This is a genomic window from Alistipes sp. UBA1686 (genome assembly GCF_002320215.1).
GTDB lineage: Bacteria > Bacteroidota > Bacteroidia > Bacteroidales > Rikenellaceae > Alistipes > Alistipes onderdonkii.
Map to the genome: position 1 here is coordinate 140,849 of NZ_DCKA01000016.1, position 21,929 is coordinate 162,777.

General features: G+C 59.6%; 15 protein-coding genes. 8 read left to right on the forward strand and 7 right to left on the reverse strand.

Translation table 11 applies throughout. The features are described 5' to 3' along the window. Nucleotides 1–4: 4 nt before the first annotated feature. From B3C38_RS07260 to B3C38_RS07270, 3 genes are read right to left on the reverse strand one after another with little or no spacing between them, the layout of a single operon-like run. Nucleotides 5–2,806 (reverse strand): DNA gyrase/topoisomerase IV subunit A, encoded by a 2,802-nt coding sequence (locus tag B3C38_RS07260; RefSeq protein WP_055203007.1) that lies wholly within the window; start codon nucleotides 2,804–2,806, stop codon nucleotides 5–7. A gap of 5 nt (nucleotides 2,807–2,811) precedes the next feature. Continuing rightward, entirely contained in the window at nucleotides 2,812–4,686 is a 1,875-nt protein-coding gene (locus B3C38_RS07265) for a DNA topoisomerase IV subunit B (RefSeq protein WP_055203009.1), read from the reverse strand. 3 nt (nucleotides 4,687–4,689) lie between these two features. Then, nucleotides 4,690–5,418 (reverse strand): lysophospholipid acyltransferase family protein, encoded by a 729-nt coding sequence (locus B3C38_RS07270; RefSeq protein WP_022332197.1) that lies wholly within the window; start codon nucleotides 5,416–5,418, stop codon nucleotides 4,690–4,692. Between the two features lie 690 nt (nucleotides 5,419–6,108). On the opposite strand from B3C38_RS07270, the gene B3C38_RS07275 reads away from it, so the two are divergent. From B3C38_RS07275 to B3C38_RS07295, 5 genes are all read left to right on the forward strand, one after another. Continuing rightward, nucleotides 6,109–8,475 (forward strand): outer membrane beta-barrel protein, encoded by a 2,367-nt coding sequence (locus B3C38_RS07275; RefSeq protein WP_286726448.1) that lies wholly within the window; start codon nucleotides 6,109–6,111, stop codon nucleotides 8,473–8,475. A gap of 1,095 nt (nucleotides 8,476–9,570) precedes the next feature. Beyond that, nucleotides 9,571–10,374, forward strand: coding sequence for an aspartyl protease family protein (locus B3C38_RS07280; protein WP_286726450.1), 804 nt, complete (start codon nucleotides 9,571–9,573; stop codon nucleotides 10,372–10,374). Nucleotides 10,375–10,414: 40 nt separating this feature from the next. Continuing rightward, the gene (locus B3C38_RS07285) at nucleotides 10,415–11,575 is read left to right on the forward strand and encodes a 6-bladed beta-propeller (RefSeq protein WP_286726452.1); all 1,161 of its coding nucleotides are present in this window, start codon (nucleotides 10,415–10,417) and stop codon (nucleotides 11,573–11,575) included. 153 nt (nucleotides 11,576–11,728) lie between these two features. Then, nucleotides 11,729–12,871 carry a DUF4396 domain-containing protein gene (locus B3C38_RS07290; protein WP_232045527.1) on the forward strand — a complete coding sequence of 381 codons (1,143 nt, stop codon included), beginning with the start codon at nucleotides 11,729–11,731 and terminating at the stop codon, nucleotides 12,869–12,871. Between the two features lie 135 nt (nucleotides 12,872–13,006). After that, on the forward strand, nucleotides 13,007–13,720 hold the full coding sequence (locus tag B3C38_RS07295; protein WP_286726454.1) for a Bax inhibitor-1/YccA family protein: 714 nt from the start codon (nucleotides 13,007–13,009) through the stop codon (nucleotides 13,718–13,720). A gap of 75 nt (nucleotides 13,721–13,795) precedes the next feature. Here B3C38_RS07295 and B3C38_RS07300 read toward each other — a convergent pair whose 3' ends face one another. The 3 genes from B3C38_RS07300 to B3C38_RS07310 form a co-directional block, all read right to left on the reverse strand. Beyond that, on the reverse strand, nucleotides 13,796–14,371 hold the full coding sequence (locus tag B3C38_RS07300) for a LemA family protein (RefSeq protein WP_055203023.1): 576 nt from the start codon (nucleotides 14,369–14,371) through the stop codon (nucleotides 13,796–13,798). A gap of 134 nt (nucleotides 14,372–14,505) precedes the next feature. Beyond that, a complete protein-coding gene (locus tag B3C38_RS07305) occupies nucleotides 14,506–15,414 on the reverse strand; it encodes a TPM domain-containing protein (protein ID WP_279143577.1) in 909 nt (302 codons plus the stop codon). Between the two features lie 209 nt (nucleotides 15,415–15,623). Beyond that, the gene (locus tag B3C38_RS07310) at nucleotides 15,624–16,901 is read right to left on the reverse strand and encodes an alpha-amylase family glycosyl hydrolase (protein ID WP_193557192.1); all 1,278 of its coding nucleotides are present in this window, start codon (nucleotides 16,899–16,901) and stop codon (nucleotides 15,624–15,626) included. 202 nt (nucleotides 16,902–17,103) lie between these two features. On the opposite strand from B3C38_RS07310, the gene B3C38_RS07315 reads away from it, so the two are divergent. Genes B3C38_RS07315 through B3C38_RS07325 form a run of 3 tightly spaced genes read left to right on the forward strand, consistent with a single transcriptional unit; the run spans nucleotide 17,104 to nucleotide 20,771 of the window. Then, complete coding sequence (locus B3C38_RS07315; RefSeq protein WP_055203024.1) at nucleotides 17,104–17,898, forward strand: polysaccharide biosynthesis/export family protein; 795 nt, start codon at nucleotides 17,104–17,106, stop codon at nucleotides 17,896–17,898. A gap of 8 nt (nucleotides 17,899–17,906) precedes the next feature. Then, complete coding sequence (locus tag B3C38_RS07320) at nucleotides 17,907–20,381, forward strand: GumC family protein (RefSeq protein ID WP_286726461.1); 2,475 nt, start codon at nucleotides 17,907–17,909, stop codon at nucleotides 20,379–20,381. Further along, nucleotides 20,382–20,771 carry a hypothetical protein gene (locus tag B3C38_RS07325; RefSeq protein WP_022332260.1) on the forward strand — a complete coding sequence of 130 codons (390 nt, stop codon included), beginning with the start codon at nucleotides 20,382–20,384 and terminating at the stop codon, nucleotides 20,769–20,771. A 138-nt stretch (nucleotides 20,772–20,909) separates the two neighbouring features. Here the strand turns inward: B3C38_RS07325 and B3C38_RS07330 are convergent, their stop codons facing one another. Then, nucleotides 20,910–21,821: a nucleotidyltransferase family protein gene (locus tag B3C38_RS07330; protein WP_286726462.1), complete on the reverse strand. Its 912-nt coding sequence runs from the start codon at nucleotides 21,819–21,821 to the stop codon at nucleotides 20,910–20,912. Nucleotides 21,822–21,929: the final 108 nt, after the last annotated feature.

Here is a 21,929-nt window from a genome sequence, read left to right on the forward strand (position 1 = left end):
CAGGTCAAAACAGGTTCAGTTGTTCGGGGTCGATCACCTCGTCGGCATCGCCCCGGGCGCGTTCGATCTCGAACTCCACCCCGCCGGAAACAGCCGCAGCGTCGCCGGCACCGGCATCCGCCGCCCCGTCATCCGCCCCGCCGCCGGAGAGCAGGCCGTCGGGAATCTCCCCGGCATCGCCGTCGTCCGAAGGTTCGGGCTCGGGCGGCAGTTCGGGTTCGATGAAGCGCAGCGTAGCGACCTCGTAGGTCGTCAGGCGCTTGCCCTTGGCGCGGTGGCTCTTGACGCCGACGAATTCGTCGACGTCGACCTCGTCCGCGGGACGCGACGCATGCGCCCCCTTGTAGGTGATTTCGAGTTTGGCGCCCGTGCGTTCCGTCACGGCGACCAGGTCGGCCTGTCCGTCCTCGTCGAGGAAAAACTGCATCTTGTCGCTCATCTCGGCCGTGAAGCGCTTCATGTAATAGAACTGCTGCGAACGGTCGTAGTAGCAGACGCTGTAAACGCGGTCGGGCTCATAGCGGCTCACGCGCACGGTCTCGTCGGGGAAATGCTGCCCGAGGTCGTAACCCGTGATATAGTACTGGTTCTTCGACGTCCAGACGATGATCCGGTCGTCGCCCTTGAACTCGCCCAGCAGCTTGCCGCGGCCGTCGGCGTTCAGGCGGCGGACATCCTCGTCGAACCAGACGTTCTGACCGCCGAGCGTCGAGGTGCCTCGCTCCTTGAGGACGATCTTGTGGATGCCGTAGCGCGAGAAGAGGTTGCCCTGGCTCTGGCGCCCCTTGATGGCGAGGGTCGAGAAATCGAGGTCGACGATCACCTTCTTGAGGCGCGGACGGGGCTTGAAGTAAACCTTCAGCACCTCGGCCTCACCATTCGGATTGACAGACATATAGAGTATCTCGCTCTTGGGCGTGCCCTTGGTGATGTCGTACTCCTTGTCGCGCGTGATGGCCTTGATAGCGCAGCGCTTCATCATGATCGGGCCGTTCTTGCCGTCGCGGTACAGCACGTTGTAGATCGTGCGCTCGTCGTTGCGCTTGAAGACCCCGATGTAGTAGATGCCCTTCTCGAAGAAGGCCTTGTCGCTCACCTTGGTGATGACGTAGCGGCCGTCCTTCGTGAAGACGATCACGTCGTCGATGTCCGAGCAGTCGCATACGAATTCGGCGTCCTTCATCGACTTGCCGATGCCGAAGAAGCCCTCGGCGCGGTCGACGTAGAGCTTGGCATTGGTCACGGCGACCTTCGTGGCCTCGATGTTGTCGAACTCACGCAGCTCGGTGCGGCGCTCCTTGCCCTTGCCGTACTTGTCGCGGATACGCTCGTAGTAGGCCACGGCGTACTCGGTGAGATGGTCGAGGTCGTACTGCGTGGCCTTGATGTCCTCCTCGATCTGACGGATCTCGTTGTCGGCCTTGTCGCTGTCGTAACGCGAGATGCGGATGAACTTCAGTTCCGTCAGGCGCTGCACGTCGGAGAGCGTGACCTCGCGGCGCAGCCGTTTCTTGAACGGTTCGAGCCCCTTGTCCACGGCGGCGTAGGCCTCTTCGCGGCTCTTGCAGCCCTCGATGAGCTGGTAGAGCTTGTTCTCGATGAAAATGCGTTCGAGCGACGCGGCATGCCAGGCTTCGTTCAGTTCGCCGAGCCGGATCTCCAGCTCGCGTCCCAGCAGCCACTTGGTATGCTCGGCCGAGCGGCGCAGGATTTCGCTCACGCCCAGGAAATGGGGTTTCTCCTCCCAGATGACGCAGGCGTTGGGAGAGATCGAAACCTCGCAGTCGGTGAAGGCGTAGAGGGCGTCGATGGTTTTGTCGCTCGACTCGTCGGGCGAAACCTGGATGATGATTTCGACCTTGTCGGCCGTATTGTCGTCGACCTTCCTGATTTTGATCTTGCCCTTGTCGTTGGCCTTGATGATCGAATCCTTGATCGACTCGGTGGTCGTGGTATAGGGTATTTCGGTGATGGCGAGCGTGCGTTTGTCGATCTTCGAAATCTTGGCGCGCACCTTCACCGCCCCCCCCCGCAGGCCGTCGTTATAGCGGCTCACATCGGCCATGCCGCCCGTCGGGAAGTCGGGATAAAGCTGGAATTCGCGCCCCTCGAGATGTGCGATGCAGGCGTTGATAAGCTCCACGAAGTTGTGGGGCAGGATCTTCGACGCCAGACCCACGGCGATGCCGTCGGAGCCCTGCGCCAGCAACAGCGGGAACTTGATCGGCAGCGTGACGGGCTCCTCCTTGCGGCCGTCGTACGACAGCATCCACTCGGTGGTTTTCTTGTTGAAGACCACTTCGGAGGCGAACTTCGACAGGCGCGCCTCGATGTAACGCCCCGCGGCGGCCTCGTCGCCCGTGAGGATATTGCCCCAGTTACCCTGGCAGTCGATCAGCAGGTCTTTCTGCCCCAGCTGCACCAGTGCGTCCTTGATCGACGCATCGCCGTGCGGGTGGTACTGCATGGTCTGTCCCACGATGTTGGCCACCTTGTTGTAGCGTCCGTCGTCGACGACCTTCATGGCGTGCAGGATACGCCGTTGCACGGGTTTGAGGCCGTCCTCGACATGGGGTACGGCGCGTTCGAGGATCACGTACGAAGCGTAGTCCAGGAACCAGTTCTTATACATGCCCGTCAGTTTGCGCACGCCCCCTTCGTCCTGCGTCAGGCGGTCGAACTTGCCCGCCCTGGCCGGGGCGTCGGCGGCAGGGGCCGCGTCGGCCGCATCGCCGGCGGTCTGAGGGGTCGGGGCCTCTTCGTTGAGCGGCTCGTCCCGCCCGATGGTATCTTTTTCTTCTGCCATATTGCTTAGTTGATTGCGAGATCCTGCTCGACGATGTCCTCCTCGATGCGCAGGTTGTCGATGATGAAGCCCTGCCGTTCGTAGGTGTTCTTGCCCATGTAGAACTCGAGCAGGTCGTGGATCGGGTCGTCCTTGGTGATACGAACCTTGTCCAGGCGGATGTTCTCGCCGATGAATTCGCGGAACTCGTCGGGCGAAATCTCGCCGAGGCCCTTGAAGCGCGTGATCTCGGCATTGGCGCCGCAGCGTCCGACGGCTTTCTGCCGCTCCTCCTCGGAGTAGCAGTAAAACGTCTCCTTCTTGTTACGCACGCGGAACAGGGGGGTTTGCAGCACGAACAGGTGCCCCTGGCGGATCACGTCGGGGAAGAACTGCAGGAAGAAGGTCATCATCAAAAGGCGGATGTGCATGCCGTCGACATCGGCATCGGTGGCGATAATCACCTTGTTGTAGCGCAGGTTGTCCATATCCTCCTCGATATTGAGCGCAGCCTGAAGCAGGTTGAACTCCTCGTTCTCGTAGACCACCTTTTTGGTCAGCCCGTAGCAGTTGAGCGGCTTGCCGCGCAGCGAAAAGACGGCCTGCGTGCGCACGTCGCGGCTCTTGGTGATCGAACCCGAGGCCGAGTTGCCCTCGGTGATGAAGATCATCGACTGTTCGGCCAGCTCGTGCTTGTCGGTGCGGTGTATCTTGCAGTCGCGCAGTTTCTTGTTGTTGAGCGAAACCTTCTTAGCCGTCTCGCGCGCCTTCTTCTGGATGCCTGAGATGGCTTTGCGCTCCTTTTCGTTCTCGACGATCTTCCGCTGGAGCACCTGCGCCGTCTCGGAATGCTTGTGCAGGTAATCGTCGAGGTGCTTGCCCAGGAAATCGATGACGAAATTGCGCATCGACACACCCGGCTCGATCTCCTTCGATCCGAGCTTGATCTTGGTCTGCGATTCGAAGACCGGGTCGGTGACCTTGACCGAAATGGCGGCGATGATCGACGTGCGGATGTCCGACGGGTCGTAGTCCTTGTGGTAGAACTCCTTGACGGTCTTGGCGATGGCCTCTCGGAAAGCCGCCTGATGCGTACCGCCCTGCGAGGTGTACTGGCCGTTGACGAACGAGAAATAGCTCTCGCCGTAGCCCGTGCCGTGGGCGATGGCCACCTCGATGTCGTCGCCCGAAAGGTGGATCGGCGCATAGAGCGGCTCCTCGGTCATGTTTTCGTTGAGCAGATCCAGCAGGCCGTTTTTCGAAACGTAGCTGTTGCCGTTGAAATTGAACGTCAGCCCCAGGTTCAGGTACGTATAGTTGCGCACCATCTGCTCGACGTATTCGAGGTTGTAGGCATACTCGCCGAAGACCTCCTCGTCGACGCGGAACGAGATGAAGGTGCCGTTTTTCTCGCGCACGCCGCTCTCCCACTTGTCGCTCACCTCGAGCCCCTTGGCGAAGGTCACCGTGCGGGCCTCGCCGTCGCGTACCGAACGGGCCGTGAACTCGCCGGAAAGCATGTTGACGGCCTTGACGCCGACGCCGTTCAGGCCGACGGTCTTCTTGAAGGCCGAGCCGCCGTACTTACCGCCGGTGTTCATCTCGCTGACGGCCGCCGCGAGCGATTTGAGGGGGATGCCGCGGCCGTAGTCGCGCACCGACACCACCTTGTCCTCGATCGAAATGTCGATCTGGCGGCCGGCCCCCATGATGAATTCGTCGACCGAATTGTCCACGACCTCCTTGATGAGGACGTAAATGCCGTCGTCGGCCTGCGTGCCGTCGCCCAGCTTGCCGATATACATGCCGGGGCGCAGACGGATATGCTCCCGCGGCGAAAGCGTAACGATGGCGTCGTCGCCGTAGCTGTCGTTAGGATTGGTATTGAGTAAATCTGCCATAGTCTATTTTCGGTTTCGGATCTGGGCAAGGGCCGCGCTCATGGCGTCGTGCACCTCCTCCATCAGCACGTGCGTCTCGGTCGAGACGACCTTCGCGGCCGGTACGGGGGGCAGCACGCGGATGGTGATGCGGTTGCCCCAGTTGAACATCGCGTTCTTGCGGATAAGCGTCTTGGTGCCGTCCAGCACCACGGGGAGTATCTCCACGCCCGCCTCCCGGGCCAGCGTGAAGGCGCCCGCCTTGAAGCGGTGTATCTCGCCGTCTTTCGAACGCGTACCCTCGGGGAAGACGGCGACCGAAGCGCCGCGCGAGATCCACAGCTTGCCGTCGCGCACCATCTGCTCCAGCGCCTCGGAGGCGCGGCCGCGGTTGATGCAGATGTCGCCGTGGAGGATGAGATACTGCCCGAAGAAAGGCGTCTTGAAGACCTCGCGCTTGGAGACCCAGCGGAAATTGAGCGGGATGTAATAGAGCGTCGGAATGTCGATCACCGTATTATGGTTCAGCACGATGACGTAGCTTTTCTTCCGGTCGACATGTTCGAGCCCCTCCACACGCTGCCGCCAGCGGGGCGGGATGGCGAAGAAGGTGCGCACCAGGATGCGCGACAGCTCGTGCACCACGCGGCGGCCCTTGTCGAAGGGATAGCACACGACCAGCGCCAGGGCCGACAGGATCATGAAGAAGGTGCACAGCAGCACCAGGAAGATATAATAAACCGCGCTTATCATAGTTTCAGCATTTTTTGCCGGGCATTCCCGCCCCGCCGTGCCTGCCCTGCTGCCGGATCGCGTCGGAAACGGCATGGCGGAGCGTTCGGAATCACATCGGGGGACAATGAGCCACAATAATTCAATTTGCAAATTTAGGAATTATTCGCGGGATTCCAGCCCCGCGGCGCACGATTTTTCAACAAAATTTCGACGACACCTATTTTTATCGGGGACAGCCCTCCCCCGCTTTTCCGCGGCGCAGAAAGCGTACGCCGACGACTATACAAAGGCGGAATGCTGACGGGGGTGCGGGGCGCGGCAGCCGGCCGGCCGCCGCGGGTGACAGGCAGCAAAGCGGGAGATTCCGTTTTGAATTTCCTGCCTTTTTTATAACTTTGCGCCATACATATTAGCGAAAGCTATTGTTTTTGGGTAGATAAAACGACCAATTTTAACGAAGCCAAGAAAACAGTAGTACTCCCGCGTCACGCGCGGGCTCTACCTGTTTGGCTTCGGGTGCTTGGTCGTACCCATCTACCGACAGAGGGGAGTCCGCGTTTTTTCATGCATGAACGGCCATCTCTCCCCCGGAAAAGGATAATTTTTTCGTAAAATTTAGTACTATGCATTGCAAAGTATAAATATTTTTACATATCTTTGCCCCGTCAACTAAAATGCAGTGCAGATTACAAACAACGACAGAATAGTATGAAAAAACTTATCTTCCTCATCGTAATACTGGCGCTGGCCGCCGCAAACGCATTCGCAGCCCGCATCTATCCGGCCGAGGGCCGCGTGGTGGACGAACAGGGACAGGCCGTGGAGTACGCTACGGTCGTGCTGCTGAAAGGCAGCGACCAGGTGGCGGGCATGGCCACCGACGACACGGGCCGCTTCGTGCTGAAAGTGCCTTCGGGCGAGTATACCCTGTCGGTACAATACCTCGGGTTCGACCCCGTCGTGCGGCAGGTGCGGGTCGAGGAGAACAACGACCTGGGCGAGATCGTGATGAAAAGCTCGGCGACCCGGATCGAAGGCGTGGTGGTCAAGGCGCAGCTCATCCGCCGCGAGGCCGACCGCTTCGTGGTCGACGTGGCCAACGCCCCGGCGGCGATCGGCAAGGACGGCATCGAGCTGCTGGAACGCGCTCCGGGCGTTTGGATCGACGACGAGAAGATCTCGATAAACGGCAAGTCGGGCTCGAAGGTCTATGTCAACGACCGCGAACTGCGCATGGAGCCCGAGCAGCTGCTCACCTACCTGCGCTCGCTGCGCGCCGAGGAGATCCAGAAGATCGAGGTCGTACCGACGACGGGCGCCGACTACGACGCCGATTCATCGGGCGGCATCATCAGGATCACGCTCCGCAAGCGCCGCGAGAACGGGTTGGACGGATCGCTGTCGATGCGCACCACACAGAACGGGCGCCACCACTTCTATACGCCGAGCGGCAACATCAACATCCACACGGGGCGCCTCGACCTCTATGCCTCGGCATGGGCCGACCTGGGAAAGGACACGGCCGTCTCGGACGAACACACCGACTACACCACGGGCGACACGAACCTCACGTCCCATTCGGAAATCACCGAACGCGACCGCAACTTCGGCGGCAGCATCGGCTCGGTATTCGAAATAAGCCCCAAGCACAGCATCGGCGCCGAGTTCGAATACTGGCGCAACAACGAAAAGGGCCCGAACGACTCCTATACCGACTTCACGGACGCGGGCGTCGTGACCCGTACGCAAAGCCGTTACGACACGCGCAACATCCGCAACAACTATTCGGCGACGTTCAACTACATCTACAAGCTCGACACGCTCGGGTCGACGCTCAAGCTGCTGGCCGACTACACGCGCCGCGAAACGGAGGCCGGCAACGACAATTTCAGCCGCATCACCTCCCCCACCACGGCTGTCGACTCGACCTACCGCGACAACTCGTCGAGCCTCTACGACATCACGACCGCCACGCTGGCCCTCGACAAGAAATTCTCGCCCCACTGGTCGCTGCGCGCAGGCGCCAAGTTCACCTACAACGACATGCACAACGACGCGCTCTACGAATACGTGAAGGACGGCGCGTGGGTGTGCAACGACAACCAGAGCTTCACGATCAACTATACGGAGAACATCGCGGCGGCTTACGGCATCGCCTCGGCCAACCTCGGGCGCTGGAGCCTCGTGGCAGGGCTGAGGGGCGAATACACCCACACCCGGGGCAAGGGCAGCGACATCTCGCAGAACTACTTCAGCCTCTTCCCCAACGCGAACGTCTCCTATGCCCTGACCAAAGACGGGGCCTACTCGCTCATCGCCCAGTATGCCCGCACGATCGAGCGCCCGCGCTTCTGGAGCCTCAACCCGCAGCGGTTCCAGATCTCGGACTACACCTACCAGACGGGAAACCCCGAACTCGACCCGGCTTACAAGCAGGACATCAGCCTGACGCTGGTGCTCAAGCACAAGTACACCCTCACGGGCGGCATGACGATCCAGCGCGACGAGATACAGCAGACGATACGCCCCGACGCGGACGACCCGGCGCGCCTGTGCCTGGCGTGGACAAACTTCGACACGACGAAAAACTATTACCTCACAGCCAACGCACCGTTCCAGTTCACCAAATGGTGGACGATGAACCTCAACCTCACCTACATCCGGCAGGGGCAGCGCATCGACGAGCACAGCGCCGAAAAACATTACAACTTCTATTTCGTAAACAGCTCGACGACCTTCTCGCTGCCCGCGAAATTCTACATCGACCTGTCGTACCGGTTCCAGAGCCGCATGGACTTCGGCAACTGCTGGGTAAAACCGCTCCATTTCCTGAATGCAGGGATCAAGAAGCGTTTCGGCGACAAGTTCACCGCCTCGTTCTCGGTGCGCAACCTGATCGAGCGCCCGCAGCACATCGGTGCCCGCGGCGACGGGTTCGTGCGCATGGTCGACGTCAAACAGCAGTGGAACGACCGCAGCTTCACAATCGGGGTGACCTACAACTTCAAGTCGGGCAAAACCTTCAAACGCAAGGCGGTCGAAGCAGGTTCGGCCGACGAGAAAAACCGCTTGTAAAGTTCCCGGGGCAGCATCACGGGACACACGACCCGGATCGCATGACCCGAAACACAATATCCCGGAACGTACACAGCACCGCGGCACACAACATCCCCAAACGTGCACAGCAGGACACAGCATCGCGGGATACAACCCGGATCGCGTGACGGGGAACACAGCAACCCGAAAAGCAGCATCCTGAAACGCCCCCTCCCGACCAGTCGGCCGGGAGGGGGCGTTTGTCCGGTTGCCAAAGGCCGGCAGGGAAAGGCAGACGGCAATTGCAGGATGCAGTTGAAAAATAAAAAAGTATTTAGTCGACTGAATAATTGTAAAATAAATTATTTATTCATATATTCAATTTAAATTATTTTACAACCACAAACCCAACAACACACTACACCCCGCTCATCCCGAGTCTGAAAATCAAAAAGCAACATCCTTCCGGAATACCCGGATCATAGCTGGCCGGATTCCGGCCTGTGCAACAAACCGGTCGTGCGGCGACTCCCGGCTCAAACCGGATTCGGGTTTTTGACGGACGATTGCAGATTTTCATAACGAAAATCGGTACTACACAGTAAATTGCAACTAAAACAAGGTCGACCATGTTACGAAAAATTTTCGGGCTGCTCATTTTCCCGATTCTGGGTGCTTCCGTCCATACTTATGCCCAGGAGGAGTATGACCAGCAAATTTTCCAATACACCAACCAGGAAAAATGGTTCGATGCCAAATCCCTTTACGACACCCGCCACGACGACCTGTCCGAGGTTATCCGCCTGATTTCCGGCGCATTCCTGGGAGCATATTTCAACAGGCCGGCCGAAGGGGTGTCCGCCATCGAAGAGCTGCTGGCCAAATACGGCGGACAGCTCGGGGGACAAGCCGTCATGTACAGGATGCTGGCTGCCAAGAATTTTGCCTCTGTGCGCGCCTATGCGAAAATGGATTCTGTATTCACCTATATGCTGGCCTACGACTCCCCCTACCTCGACGACCAGACCCGGAAGGGGATTGCCTCGGGGCTGAAGCAATGCCGGAAGATAGCCCGGCTGCCCCGGACGGAGGTGATCGACCGCTCGCGGGAGGGTTCCCCCCGGCACGGTCGGCATGAAGCTGGAGGAGGGTCTATTCTACCTGAACGCGGGCTATTGCGGCAAAAGCGTGAAGACCCTGCTGGATATCGGAGCCGAATACACTTCGATAGACCAGAGCCTGGCCGACGAACTGGGTGTCCGTATATTTCAGGATTCGCTGTGGATGGCCCCGGCATCATACATGAAACTGGGAATTCTCGACTCCCTGCAAATCGGATCCATCACCCTCAAAAACGAGATTTGCTGTGTCTTCCCCGACGGTCTGGCGGCACGGGATCGGGAAGCGACCGCCGATTCGGGCATCACACGGATCCGGGCGATGCTGGGGATTTCGACGCTGAGGAAACTATCGGCCCTGACCGTGGATGTAGAGCACGGAACCATCACGTTCGACACCGGGAAGCAACCGCAAACCGGGATTGCCAACTTCATGCTGAAAGACAACATCCCCTACCTGTGGCTGGAACTGAACGGGATTCCGGCGATGATGCACTGGGACACGGGGATGAACGCCAAACCCCGCTTATCGGGCAAGTTCTATGCGGAACACGCATCGTCGCTCCCGGAACTGGGCCCCGTCCGCAAGGGGTCGGAAATAACCGCGGCCGGGGCAGCGGAATACCGTTACCATGCACTCGGCGGCATTTGCGCGAAGATAGGATCGCGGGAGGTGATCCTGCCGGAGGTGCGGGTCGTTTTCGACACGGACAACATGCATACGGCCGAGGTGCCCGGTTACGACGGGCAGATGAACAACATCGTCGATGTGCGCCGGATACGGATCGACTTCGAAAATATGTGCGTGACGATGGAATGACGGCACCCGGATAACGGAAATGAAATTCAGATGTGAGGCTATGAATCGGACAGCAGTAATTGTTATAACCTGTATTACGGCCGGATATTTTACAGGCTGCGGCGCACCACAATCTGCGAATCATCGTATTGACGAGAGCCGGGCTACTACAATTAAAATAGCCACAAGCAACGACACGCCGGATTTGGACAGCATTGTCCGCAACCATAAATTCACCCGCCTCGAGACATCGGAAGAATGCCTTGTCGGCGAAGTATATAAATTATCATGCCGGAATAAAAAGTACTACATACTGGACCGGCACCTGCAAAAAGCCCTGTTCGTATTCGACGAAGAGGGTAAATTCCGCAATCGTATAGGACGCAGAGGCCGCGGCCCCGGAGAGTTTATCGAACCGACGGATTTCATCGTATCAGACTCGACCGTAACGGTGTTCGACATGTTCGGCCATAAACTTCTCTATTACAATCCCGACGGAACATTTATAAGATCGGTACGCCTGCCCTACTCAATTTATGAGATAGAGTCGGGCGGCGACGGTTCTGCCATTTATGCCGTCGGCGGGGATAATTCCAAATGCGATTCGCTGAAAAACTACGAATTGCTCGAGATAGGCCCCGAGGGGGATATTCGGGCAAAAGTCTATAAAAACAAGTACTCGATGGATTTCAGCAACAAATACGATTTGCAGGGCTTCGACGAAGATGTTATCTACAAAAAGGCATTCCGGCCGGCAGTATACATGCTCCGGGATAAAAAATTATATGCAAAATATATTTTCGACATTCCTTCCCATGCGCTTCCCGGCGACTATGAAAAACTGTGCAGGGGCAATTTCGAAAGGTTTATAAAACAATACAGGGGCGAATACACCTATTTCAACGGTCAATTCTGGGAGACAGACCGTTATGCAGGAATCGGCATCACCGCCAAACGCATGCCCTACCTGGTGGTTTACGACAAGGATACGCACCGTACCATAACGGGACTGGTCGGTATCACGTTCGGGAAAAACGAGCCAGACATGAACGGACTGTTCGCCACGGTAATGAACGGCCCGGTAGACGTGGCCGGGAACCGGATTACAGGTGTGCTCGACGAAGCCAGGTTATCCCCCGGCATGCAAGCGGCATTGTTCGGCCAACGGGAGGAAACCGGCTATGCCAATCCGGTGATCGTCACATTGGATTTGATGCCCTGAGTTATTCGAGCGCACCCAGTTCGGGGTCTACGAAACCAATATTTCGGTTCCAGCCCAAGCCGACCCGGCTGAATTCCCCGCCCGGCTTCGACGGAAGGACAGAAGCGCGGTGCGGTATATAAATTGCTGTATGACGGAAAAAAACATCTCGTCATGCAGCAATTCTATTATCTGGCAGTCCTGTTCGTAGCGGGCGGCATCGGCTCGGCGCTCATCGTCGCGGCCGACCTGCGCACCCGCCGGCAACCGATGCGCATTATGGAAAGCGTATGGGTACTTACCGCCCTCTGGGCCAGTTTTTTCGGGCTATGGGCCTATTTCGCCTTCGGACGCGCCGCACGGCACATGCCCGCGCAAAACGACGGCACCGGAAAGCAGAAAGGCTCAGTGAAAATCAGCGAGCCGGCAAAAGGCGGCGGCATCGGGGAAAACGGAAACGAACGGAAGGTCGGCAGCGCCGGGCAGGAAACGGAGAACAGAAAGCCCGGCACGGGCCGACGGAAAGACCTGTCCGTAGCGGGGACGGATCCATGGAAGGTCTCGGAGCCGGAACCGGCCATGAACATGCCGGAACCGGCGATGACCGGGATGCAGATGGAGAACGGAACCACGACAGGAGCGGACGGGGCGGAAGATATGCCCGGAATGAAAGGGACGGCGCTCAAAGCGGGCATGGCAGATGAGGCGGGCATACCGGACATGGCAAACGGAGCGAGCATGCCGGGAATGGCAGACGGGACGGACATGCCCGGGATGACAAACGGGACGAAGATGTCCGGGACGGCCGGGCCCCGGGGTATGGAAGGCATGGACGGGATGAGTGATATGCCGGGGATGAAAGGGCGGCCGCGGTGGCAGCCGGTCGTCTTGTCGACGCTCCACTGCGGGGCGGGGTGTACGCTGGCCGATATCGTCGGCGAATGGTTCCTCTTCTTCGTCCCGGTAGCCATCGGCGGAAGCATACTGGCTGGGACATGGGTCGTGGATTACCTCCTGGCCCTGGCATTCGGCATCGGGTTCCAGTACGCCGCGATCCGGGGCATGGAACGCACGCTCCCGCGCGGTGAAGCGATACGCCGTGCCGCCAAAGCCGACATACTCTCGCTCACGGCATGGCAGGCCGGCATGTACGGCTGGATGGCCGTGGCGATCTTCGCGCTCAACGGCGGTGAGGCAATGCCCCGCACCTCGTTCGTATTCTGGTTCACGATGCAGGTCGCCATGGCATGCGGGTTCCTCGTGGCGCTGCCCGTAAATATCCTCCTGATCCGGGCCGGCATAAAAAAAGGGATGTAGCCGCACCGCATCCCCGGCGGCCGGCCGTGAAATTTACGCGGCTTTGCCCGAAAACTCCGATTTAATCGTTACCTTTGCGCCGACAGCGGAAAAACCGCAACGAAACGTAATTTCAGGTATACACAGGAAAACTTTATGGAAACAAGCACCAATTACAGCAAGACAGCCGGCGTGCGCAGGGCTGACAAGTCCGAGAACACCACCCTGTTCCGCAACGTCTACCTATGGATGACGATGGCCCTCTTCATCACGGGCGCAACGGCCCTGACGGTCTCCGACTCGCCGACGCTGCTCCATGCCATCTTCGGCAGCAAAGTCGCATTCTTCGGCCTGATCATCGCCGAACTGGCGCTGGTCATCATCCTCTCGTCGTTCATCTTCCGCATGTCGTTCCTCACGGCAACGCTGATGTTCATCGCCTACTCGATCCTCAACGGCGCGACGCTGGCTTCGATCTTCCTGCTCTACACCGCATCGTCCATCGCATCGACCTTCTTCGTGACGGCCGGCACGTTCGGCGCCATGGCGCTGTTCGGGTATTTCACCAAGCGCGACCTCTCGGGCATCGGGAACATGGGTTACATGGCGCTTATCGGCATCATCATCGCAACGGTGGTGAACCTTTTCCTGCGCAGCGAAACGATGATGTGGGTGATAACCTACATCGGCGTGCTGGTGTTCGTCGCCCTCACGGCCTACGACACGCAGAAGATCAAGAAGATGGTGATGAACGCCGAGGTCGTGGACGAATCGACGCAGAAAATCGCACTGCTGGGATCGCTGACCCTCTACCTGGACTTCATCAACCTGTTCCTCTACCTGCTCCGGATTCTCGGAAGCCGCAAGTAGTCAGGCACCGACAACACAAAAGGGACGGGATACGCTGGCGCGTCCCGTCCCTTTGCTTTCTACCCCGGAGCCGGGCTAAAACTGCACCCGGGGTGCGGTTTCGGTGCCTTCGGCAGCCTCGAAATAGGGCTTCTGCCCGAACCCGAACAACTTGGCCACCAGGTTGGCCGGGAAGCGGCGCACGGCGACGTTGTAGGTCTTGGCCACTTCGTTGAACTCCTTGCGGGCCACTGAAATACGGTTCTCGGTGCCTTCGAGCTGCGCTTGCAGTTCGAGGAAATTCTGGTTGGCCTTCAGGTCGGGATAACTCTCCGACACGGCAATCAGGCGCCCCAGCGCCGAGCGCACCTGCGCCTGCGCCTGCTGGAACTCGGCGAGTTTCCCGGGCGTGAGGTCGTCGGCCGAAAGGTTGATCGAGGTGGCTTTCGCACGGGCCTCGGTCACGGCCTCGAAAGTCTGCGACTCGTGTGCGGCATAGCCCTTGACCGTGTTCACCAGGTTGGGAATCAGGTCGGCACGGCGCTGGTACTGCGTTTCGACGTTCGACCACGCGGTCTTCAGCCCTTCCTCCTTATTGACAAATCCGTTGTACGTTGCGTAGAAGAAGATCACCACGACGGCGACGACTCCAATCCAAATCCATTTCTTCATAATATCGTGTTTTAAATTCGTTCCAATCTTATCCCGTCGGGGGCAGGGGAAAAGCATCCCGCCCGCAAAGCCAGCCTTTGTCCGGCAAACAGCCGCCCGCAACCGGCAAAGCCGCCCTGCACGCCCTGCGGCCTTTACCAGCGCGAGCCGGCACCGCCGCCACCGAACGAACCGCCGCCGAAACCACCGCCTCGCGACCCGCCGCCGAAACCGCCGAAACCACGTCCCCCGATAATCATACCGCCGCCCGCGCCACCGCCGAAATTGTCGTCGCGCAGGTTTTTGGCCTGCCGTTTGACCACGGCGCCGCAATTCGAGCAGACGTAGGTATATTCGACCAGCCGGTAGTTGGGCGTCACCTTCAGGATGTCGCTCGACTGCTGCCGGAGTGTCAGTTTATGGCATTTCGGGCAACGCTTGCGGGCGTAGTAACCCAGCAGGATCACGCCCATCGGCACCACGACGAACCCGGTGACGATCAGGAAAACCGCCCATGCGGGCAGCTCGTCGCCGGCCGTATCGGTGCCGCCCAGATCCAGTTCGCTCCCTTCGAGCAGCTGCGACACGGCTTCGACCCCCTGCACCATGCCGAGGCTGTAATCGCCCTGGCGGAATGCCGGGAGCATGTATTTGAGCTGGATGCGCTTGCAGATCGCATCGGGCAGCACGCCCTCCAGCCCGCCGCCCGTGACGAAACGGATCTCGCGGCGGTCTTTGACCAGCAGGATGCCCAGCCCGTTGTCGTTGCGGGCCTGCCCCACGCCCCACGCGGAGAAGAGGTCGATGGCGAAGTCGAAGACGTCGCCGCCCGCGATATCGTCCACGGCGACCACGGCGACCTGGGCGACGGCCTGCTCGCGCAGTGCAGCGCACAAACGGTCGATATGCGCCACGGCCTCGTCCGAGAGTATCCCGTCGGGGTTCGAGACGTAACGCGTGCGGTCGGCGCGCTGGACATTGGGGATGTCTTCGACGCGGTAGGTTTCGGCCTGTGCCGCGAGGCACGGGACGAACAGCAGGCAGAGGAGAAGGAAGCGTTTCATAATCATGGGCAAAAATAGGAAAAATTCCATAAAAGGAACGCAACCGCGCGGGGATTCGTATTCCGCGGCGGATAAAAACGGCACGCCGGCCCCGAGCGGGCGCCCCGGGCCGGGTTTGCAGGCCGCAGCCGGGCATCGGGCGGGGAAGCAGCCAGGCATCGGGCAGGGATCGGGCGGGGATGCGGCCGCTGCCTCCGCGGCCGCAGGGGTCAGCGCGTCAGGATGCGGTAGCTCCACGGCGCCATGTCCTCCTCGACATGCCCGCGCAGTTCGCAGGCAACGCCCGTCATGGCATCGGTGTACATGCCGGCATAGATACCCGTGTAATAATCGGCATGGATGGCGTAGGGCGAGAGGTTCATCACGGCGACGACGCGGTTGCCCTTCACTTCGCGCACGAAGGTCATCAGGCAATCCTCGGCGTTGTTGCGTATCTCAACCATCTCGCCGCCCGCCTCCCCGGCGGCGAGCGCAGGGTTGGCATGCCGGAGCCCGGCCAGGCGGCGGTAGAAATCCGTGAACGAATTGGCCGCGTAGGAGGGGATCGGGTCGCGGTCGAAGAAGGCGAACGAATGGTCGTAGCCGATCTCCTGCCCGGTATAGACCAGCGGCAGGCCGCGCGGCACGACGAACGTGAAGGCGGCCATGATCTCGCGGGCGCCGCCCATGCGCGTGAACTCCGAGCCGTTCCACGAATTCTCGTCGTGGTTGGAGGTGAACACCAGGCGCATGGCGGACTGCGGGTAACGGTTACGGTCGGCATAAATGTAGTCGCGCAGGGCGGTCACGCGCACCTTCTGCTGCGCCACGTCGTTCATCAGGTGGTGCATCTCCCAGGCATAGCAGGCGTCGAAGGCACCCGCTTCGAAAAGGTAAGGCTCCTCGGCCTCGGCCAGCAGGAACAGGCCGGGGTTCACCTTCCGCAGGCGGCGGGCAGCCTCATTCCAGAACTCCACGGGCACGAGCATCGCCATGTCGCAGCGGAAACCGTCGACGGCGTGCCGGCGCACCCAGAACTCCATGGCGTCGGCCTCGGCCCGCCATACGTCGCGGTTCGCATAGTTGAGTTTGGCGGTGTCCGTCCAGTCCCAGGGCACGGCGGGCGCCCCCGCGGCATCGCGCTCATACCAGTCGGCAGGCTTCTCGCCGACCCAGCGGGCGTCGCGCGCCGTATGGTTGGCGACCCAGTCCAGCAGCACCTTCATGCCCAGGCGGTGCGCCTCGGCGACAAACGCATCGAAATCCCCCATCGTCCCCAGCCCGGGGTCGACGGCGCAATAGTCGCGGATCGAATAGTAAGAGCCCAGCGAGCCCTTGCGCCCCTCGGCGCCGATCGGATAGACGGGCATGAGCCATACGGCGTCGATGCCCATGTCGCGCAGGAAGCCGAGCTTCGCGGCGGCGGCCCTGAGGGTACCTTCGCGCGTCAGCTGGCGCACGTTCATTTCATAGATTACAGCCTGGTAGCTCCACTCGGGATGCAGCATAATTTGCGAATTTTAATACGTAACCGGATTCCGGGACGTCAAATGTACGTTTTTTTCCGGAAAAAATCCGTGCTGCGGCCGAATCGGGTGAAAATGGGACAAAATAGCTGGGCAGGCGGGTATGTTTATTTCATAAAAAATTACTACCTTTGCGCACGATATAAAACGCCTTATACAAAAACAAAACGCTCTAAGTAATAAAATGAAGCATTTCCGCCTCTTAGTCCCGGCCATCCTGGCCCTGCTGGTCTCGTCCTGCGCCTCGCAGAAACGTGCCTGGTACCTGCAGGACGCGAACCCGTTTACGCCCGAACAAATCGCCGAAAGCGGCCAGATACGGATCAAGCCCCTCGACCGGCTGACGATCGTGGTCAACAGCAAAGACCCCGAACTGGCCGTGCCGTTCAACTCGTCGACCTCGCTGAGTTCCGTGACGGGAGTCGCCTCGTACAGTTCGGCGACCAACCAGTCGCTGCAGATCCGCACGGTGGACGAGAACGGCATGCTCGACATGCCCGTGATCGGGAAGATCGACTGCAAGGGAAAAACCCGCAGCGAACTGGCGCAGCTCATCGCCGACAAGATCGTCGAGGGCGGGTATATCAACGACCCGTCGGTCAACGTGCAGTTCGCCGACATGAAGATTTCGGTCGTCGGCGAAGTAGCCCGCCCGGGACAGTACGACGTCACGCGCGACAAGATCTCGATCTTCGACGCCCTGGCCATGGCCGGCGACCTGACGATCTACGGCATCCGTACGGACGTGGCCGTGGCCCGCGAAGTGGACGGCGTACGCACGATCGAATACCTCGACCTCACATCGAAAGACCTCTTCAACTCGCCGGCGTTCTACATCCAGCAGAACGACGTGATCTATGTCAAGCCCAATAAATACAAGGCACAGGCCGGTGAGATCAGCCAGAACCGCAACTTCTACCTCTCGCTCGTAGGTACGGCCATCTCCGTGGCGACGCTTATCATAACCTTAACCAAATAAGCCGGGCCATGACCGAATACAACAACCAGCAGCAACACCTGCAGAACGACGAGAACGAAAACGGCAGCGGCCTCACGCTGCACGACCTGTTACAGATGGTTCTGGCCAACTGGTACTGGTTCGCCTTGTCGGTGCTCATCTGCCTCGGCGTGGCCTATTACTACCTGGCCAGCACCCCGAAGATATACAGCCGTACGGCCACCATCCTCGTAAAGGACAGCCGCAAGGGCGGCGACATGGAGCTGGGCGCTTTCAGCGACCTGGTAGGTTTCCAGAACCGCCGCAACGTCGACAACGAGGTCTACATCCTCCAGTCGCACAGGCTGATGTCCGAGGTGGTAAAGCGCCTCCACCTGACGGTCAACTACTCCGTACGGGACGGGCTGCGGACGCTCGACCTCTACGGCCGCTCGCCCATCGAAGTCGATTTCATCGACGACGACAACCAGCGCCTTTCGCTGGAGGTGACCGAACTCGAGGACGGCCGGATCAAGCTGGCGGACTTCGACGACAAGTACCTCACCAAGCAGGAGAAGCGCAGGGTCATCCGCGCCCAGTACGGCGACACGATCCCCACCCCGCTGGGGCAGATGGTCGTACACAAGACGCCGTTCATGGACTCGACCTACGTGGACAGGCCCATCACCGTCACCAAGAGTTCGCCGATGGTCACGACGAACGCCTACCGCGCCACCGTAAAGAGCGACGTGGCCAACAAACAGGCGTCGATCGTCACCATCTCGATGAACAGCTCCGTGCCCAAGCGTGCCGAGGACGTGATCAACACGCTGATCGCCGTGTACGAAGAGGACGCCATCGCCGACAAGCGGCAGGTATCGGTCGTGACGAACGCCTTTATCAAGGAGCGTATGCTGGCCATCGGGCGGGAACTGGGCGTCGTGGACAGCGAAATCGAGGGGATCAAAAAGAGCAACCAGATGATCGACATCACCTCGGAGGCTACCCGATCCATCACAGAGAGCAGCAAATTCAAGGTCGAAGGGCTTTCGATCGAAAACCAGATCAGCGTCGCCAACTACATCCGCGACTACCTCGACGACCCGTCGCACGCGGGGGATCTGATCCCGATGGTCGCCTCGCTGACCAACAACGGGATCGTCGCCCAGATCACCGAATATAACGACGCCATCCTGCGCCGCCAGAAACTGCTCGAAAACAGTTCGGAACGCAACCCCGTGATCCAGGACATGGACAACGTGCTGGCTGCCGTGCGCCGCTCGATCATCGCTTCGCTCAACTCGCACGTCTCGACGCTCGAAATACAGCTTTCGAACATGCGCAAGGAGGAGGCGCTGGCCAATCACCGCATATCCACCATGCCGTCGCAGGAGAAAGTCCTGTTAGACATCATGCGCCAGCAGAAGATCAAGGAGGAGCTGTTCCTCTACCTGCTCAACAAACAGGAGGAGACGCAGCTCAACTATGCCGTCGCCGAAAGCAATTCGCGTACGATCGACCAGGCATACGGCAGCCCCAGGCCCGTGTCGCCCCGTTCGATGATCATCCTGGGCATCAGCCTGCTGGCCGGCCTTGCGATCCCCTTCGGCATCATCTACCTGATCGGCATGCTCGACACGACCATCCGCGGCCGCAAGGACATCGAAGAGAACATCAGCGCCCCGTTCCTGGGTGACATTCCCTTCCTCGAAGGCGAGAACAAGGGCGGCATCGTCGTCCGGGAAACCGGCCGCGACGCATTGTCCGAGGCTTTCCGCATCCTGCGTTCGAACATGACCTTCATGAACGTATCGTCGGGCAAGGAGATCAAGTGCGTGCTCTTCACTTCGTCCGACCCCCATGCGGGCAAGACGTTCGTGGCGATGAACCTGGCGATGACGCTCGCCACGGCCGGGAAGCGGGTCGTACTGATCGACCTCGACCTGCGCCGCCACGCGCTCTCCACGACGCTGGGCCGCAGCAACAGCAAGAAAGGCATCACGAGCTACCTGGCCGGGACGATCACCGACATCGGCGAACTGATTACGCCGATGGACGTACACAAGAATCTCGACGTGATCTGCGCTGGCATCCAGCCGCCCAACCCCACGGAGATGCTGCTTTCGGATCGCCTGGACAAACTGATCGCAGAGCTGCGGGAGAGCTACGACTATGTATTCATCGACAGCACCCCGGCCATGTCGGTCGCCGACGCGGTCATCACCGACCGGCTGGCTGACCTCTGTATCTATATCGTGCGCGAAGGCGTGCTCGACCGCCGGCAGCTGCCCGACATCGAACGGCTTTACCGCGAGAAGAAATTCCGCAACATGTGCGTCGTACTCAACGGCACGCGCACCCGCCGCCACGGATACGGGTACGGATATGGGTACGGATATGGGTACGGATATGGTTACGGGTACGGATACGGGTATGGTTACGACGATTACAAGGAGACCAGCTACCGCAAGCGCCTGAAACTTTTCTTCAGCAAAATCGGACGTAGAATAAGGAACAAGGAATAAATGGCTATACGCAATGCATTGATCGCCGTCGATTTCGACGGAACGGTCGTGACACACGCATATCCCGAAATCGGCGACGACGCCGGGGCGGTTCCCGTACTGAAAGAACTTACGGACAACGGTTGCCGCCTGATACTTTACACGATGCGCCACGGCAAGCTGCTCGACGACGCGATCCGGTGGTTCCGCGAGCGTGGAATCCCGCTCTACGCCGTGAACGAGAACCCCTCGCAGCAGCGCTGGACATCCTCGCCGAAAGTCCACGCCGACCTCTACATCGACGACAGCAGCCTCGGCTGCCCGATCCGGTTCGTGGACGGTGTGAAACGCCCCGTAGCGGACTGGACGCGCATCCGGGAGCAGTTGGTCAGGGAAGGTTTCCTGGACTGAGCCGCCGCGGAAGCCGGCCAAACCGAAGGCAAATCAGGCTTTCCGAAGCCGGCGCGGCAAACGACACTCCACAAGCAATAAGCAAAAGGGCGGATGAAAACATCCGCCCTTTTGCATATGCGATGCCGCAACCGGCAATTATGCCCAGAGGTTGCGGGGATATTTGCCCTCGGCGATCATCTTCTCGATCGAGGCCACCAGCGCGGGTTTATCCTCCTTGTAGGTGACGCCGTGCCACTGCGCCGCCGAGCGGAGCACACGCAACGAGGCCGTGCCTTCGCCGACGAGTTTGTTGACCATCGTCGGGATGTAGAACTCGGCCTTGAGGTTCTCCTTGTTGCGGGCGAGCCACATCTTGAAATACTCCCTGGAATAGGTAAAGAAATCGGGGGTGAAGCCAAAGAGGTTCATCGACACCGGTGTGTCCCCGGCCAGAACTTCGTCGGCGCCGCCGTCGTGGAAGACGATCCTGCCGTCGGGCATACGCTCGATCTGCGTGCGCTCGACCATCGAGGTGAGGTTGCCCGCAGCATCCACACCGCAGACGCCGCGCGAAACGGTACCGTTGTCCGAAAGGGTCTTGTCGAGGTCGTAGGCGACCATGCAGTAGCGGTTCCGGCTCTCACCCAGCTGCGAAAGATAGTCGCCGATGGTCTTGTAGGCTTCGGCACCGTAGAAGTCGTCGGCATTGATCACGGCGAAGGGTTCGCGGATGGCGTCGGCCGCCATCATCACGGCATGGTTGGTGCCCCACGGCTTGACGCGACCTTCGGGAACGGCAGCCCCTTCGGGCAGGTAGTCCAGCTCCTGGAACACGAACTCCACGGCGATGCGGCCGCCGAAACGCTCCGCGGAGAAGACCTCGCGGAACTCCTTTTCGAAAGAGTGGCGGATGACGAAAACGACCTTGCCGAAACCGGCGCGGATGGCGTCGTAGACCGAATAATCTATGATGGCCTCGTTGTTAGGGCCGACTCCGTCCATCTGCTTGAGCGAACCGTAACGGGAGCCCATACCTGCGGCGAGGACGAGTAATGTAGGTTTTACCATACTTTTCGACTGTTTTTTGCGTTGATTCTAAACGATCACAAAGTTAAAAAATTCGGCGCGTTCCGCAAAGGTTTTCTATGAAATTGGTTATCTTTGCATTCATAATGT

Bases quoted from the DNA above. Each gene is read 5' to 3' on its own strand.
- B3C38_RS07260 (WP_055203007.1), bottom strand. From the start codon at position 2,806: ATGGCAGAAGAAAAAGATACCATCGGGCGGGACGAGCCGCTCAACGAA.
- B3C38_RS07265 (WP_055203009.1), bottom strand. From the start codon at position 4,686: ATGGCAGATTTACTCAATACCAATCCTAACGACAGCTACGGCGACGAC.
- B3C38_RS07270 (WP_022332197.1), bottom strand. From the start codon at position 5,418: ATGATAAGCGCGGTTTATTATATCTTCCTGGTGCTGCTGTGCACCTTC.
- B3C38_RS07275 (WP_286726448.1), top strand. From the start codon at position 6,109: ATGAAAAAACTTATCTTCCTCATCGTAATACTGGCGCTGGCCGCCGCA.
- B3C38_RS07280 (WP_286726450.1), top strand. From the start codon at position 9,571: ATGAAGCTGGAGGAGGGTCTATTCTACCTGAACGCGGGCTATTGCGGC.
- B3C38_RS07285 (WP_286726452.1), top strand. From the start codon at position 10,415: ATGAATCGGACAGCAGTAATTGTTATAACCTGTATTACGGCCGGATAT.
- B3C38_RS07290 (WP_232045527.1), top strand. From the start codon at position 11,729: ATGCAGCAATTCTATTATCTGGCAGTCCTGTTCGTAGCGGGCGGCATC.
- B3C38_RS07295 (WP_286726454.1), top strand. From the start codon at position 13,007: ATGGAAACAAGCACCAATTACAGCAAGACAGCCGGCGTGCGCAGGGCT.
- B3C38_RS07300 (WP_055203023.1), bottom strand. From the start codon at position 14,371: ATGAAGAAATGGATTTGGATTGGAGTCGTCGCCGTCGTGGTGATCTTC.
- B3C38_RS07305 (WP_279143577.1), bottom strand. From the start codon at position 15,414: ATGAAACGCTTCCTTCTCCTCTGCCTGCTGTTCGTCCCGTGCCTCGCG.
- B3C38_RS07310 (WP_193557192.1), bottom strand. From the start codon at position 16,901: ATGCTGCATCCCGAGTGGAGCTACCAGGCTGTAATCTATGAAATGAAC.
- B3C38_RS07315 (WP_055203024.1), top strand. From the start codon at position 17,104: ATGAAGCATTTCCGCCTCTTAGTCCCGGCCATCCTGGCCCTGCTGGTC.
- B3C38_RS07320 (WP_286726461.1), top strand. From the start codon at position 17,907: ATGACCGAATACAACAACCAGCAGCAACACCTGCAGAACGACGAGAAC.
- B3C38_RS07325 (WP_022332260.1), top strand. From the start codon at position 20,382: ATGGCTATACGCAATGCATTGATCGCCGTCGATTTCGACGGAACGGTC.
- B3C38_RS07330 (WP_286726462.1), bottom strand. From the start codon at position 21,821: ATGGTAAAACCTACATTACTCGTCCTCGCCGCAGGTATGGGCTCCCGT.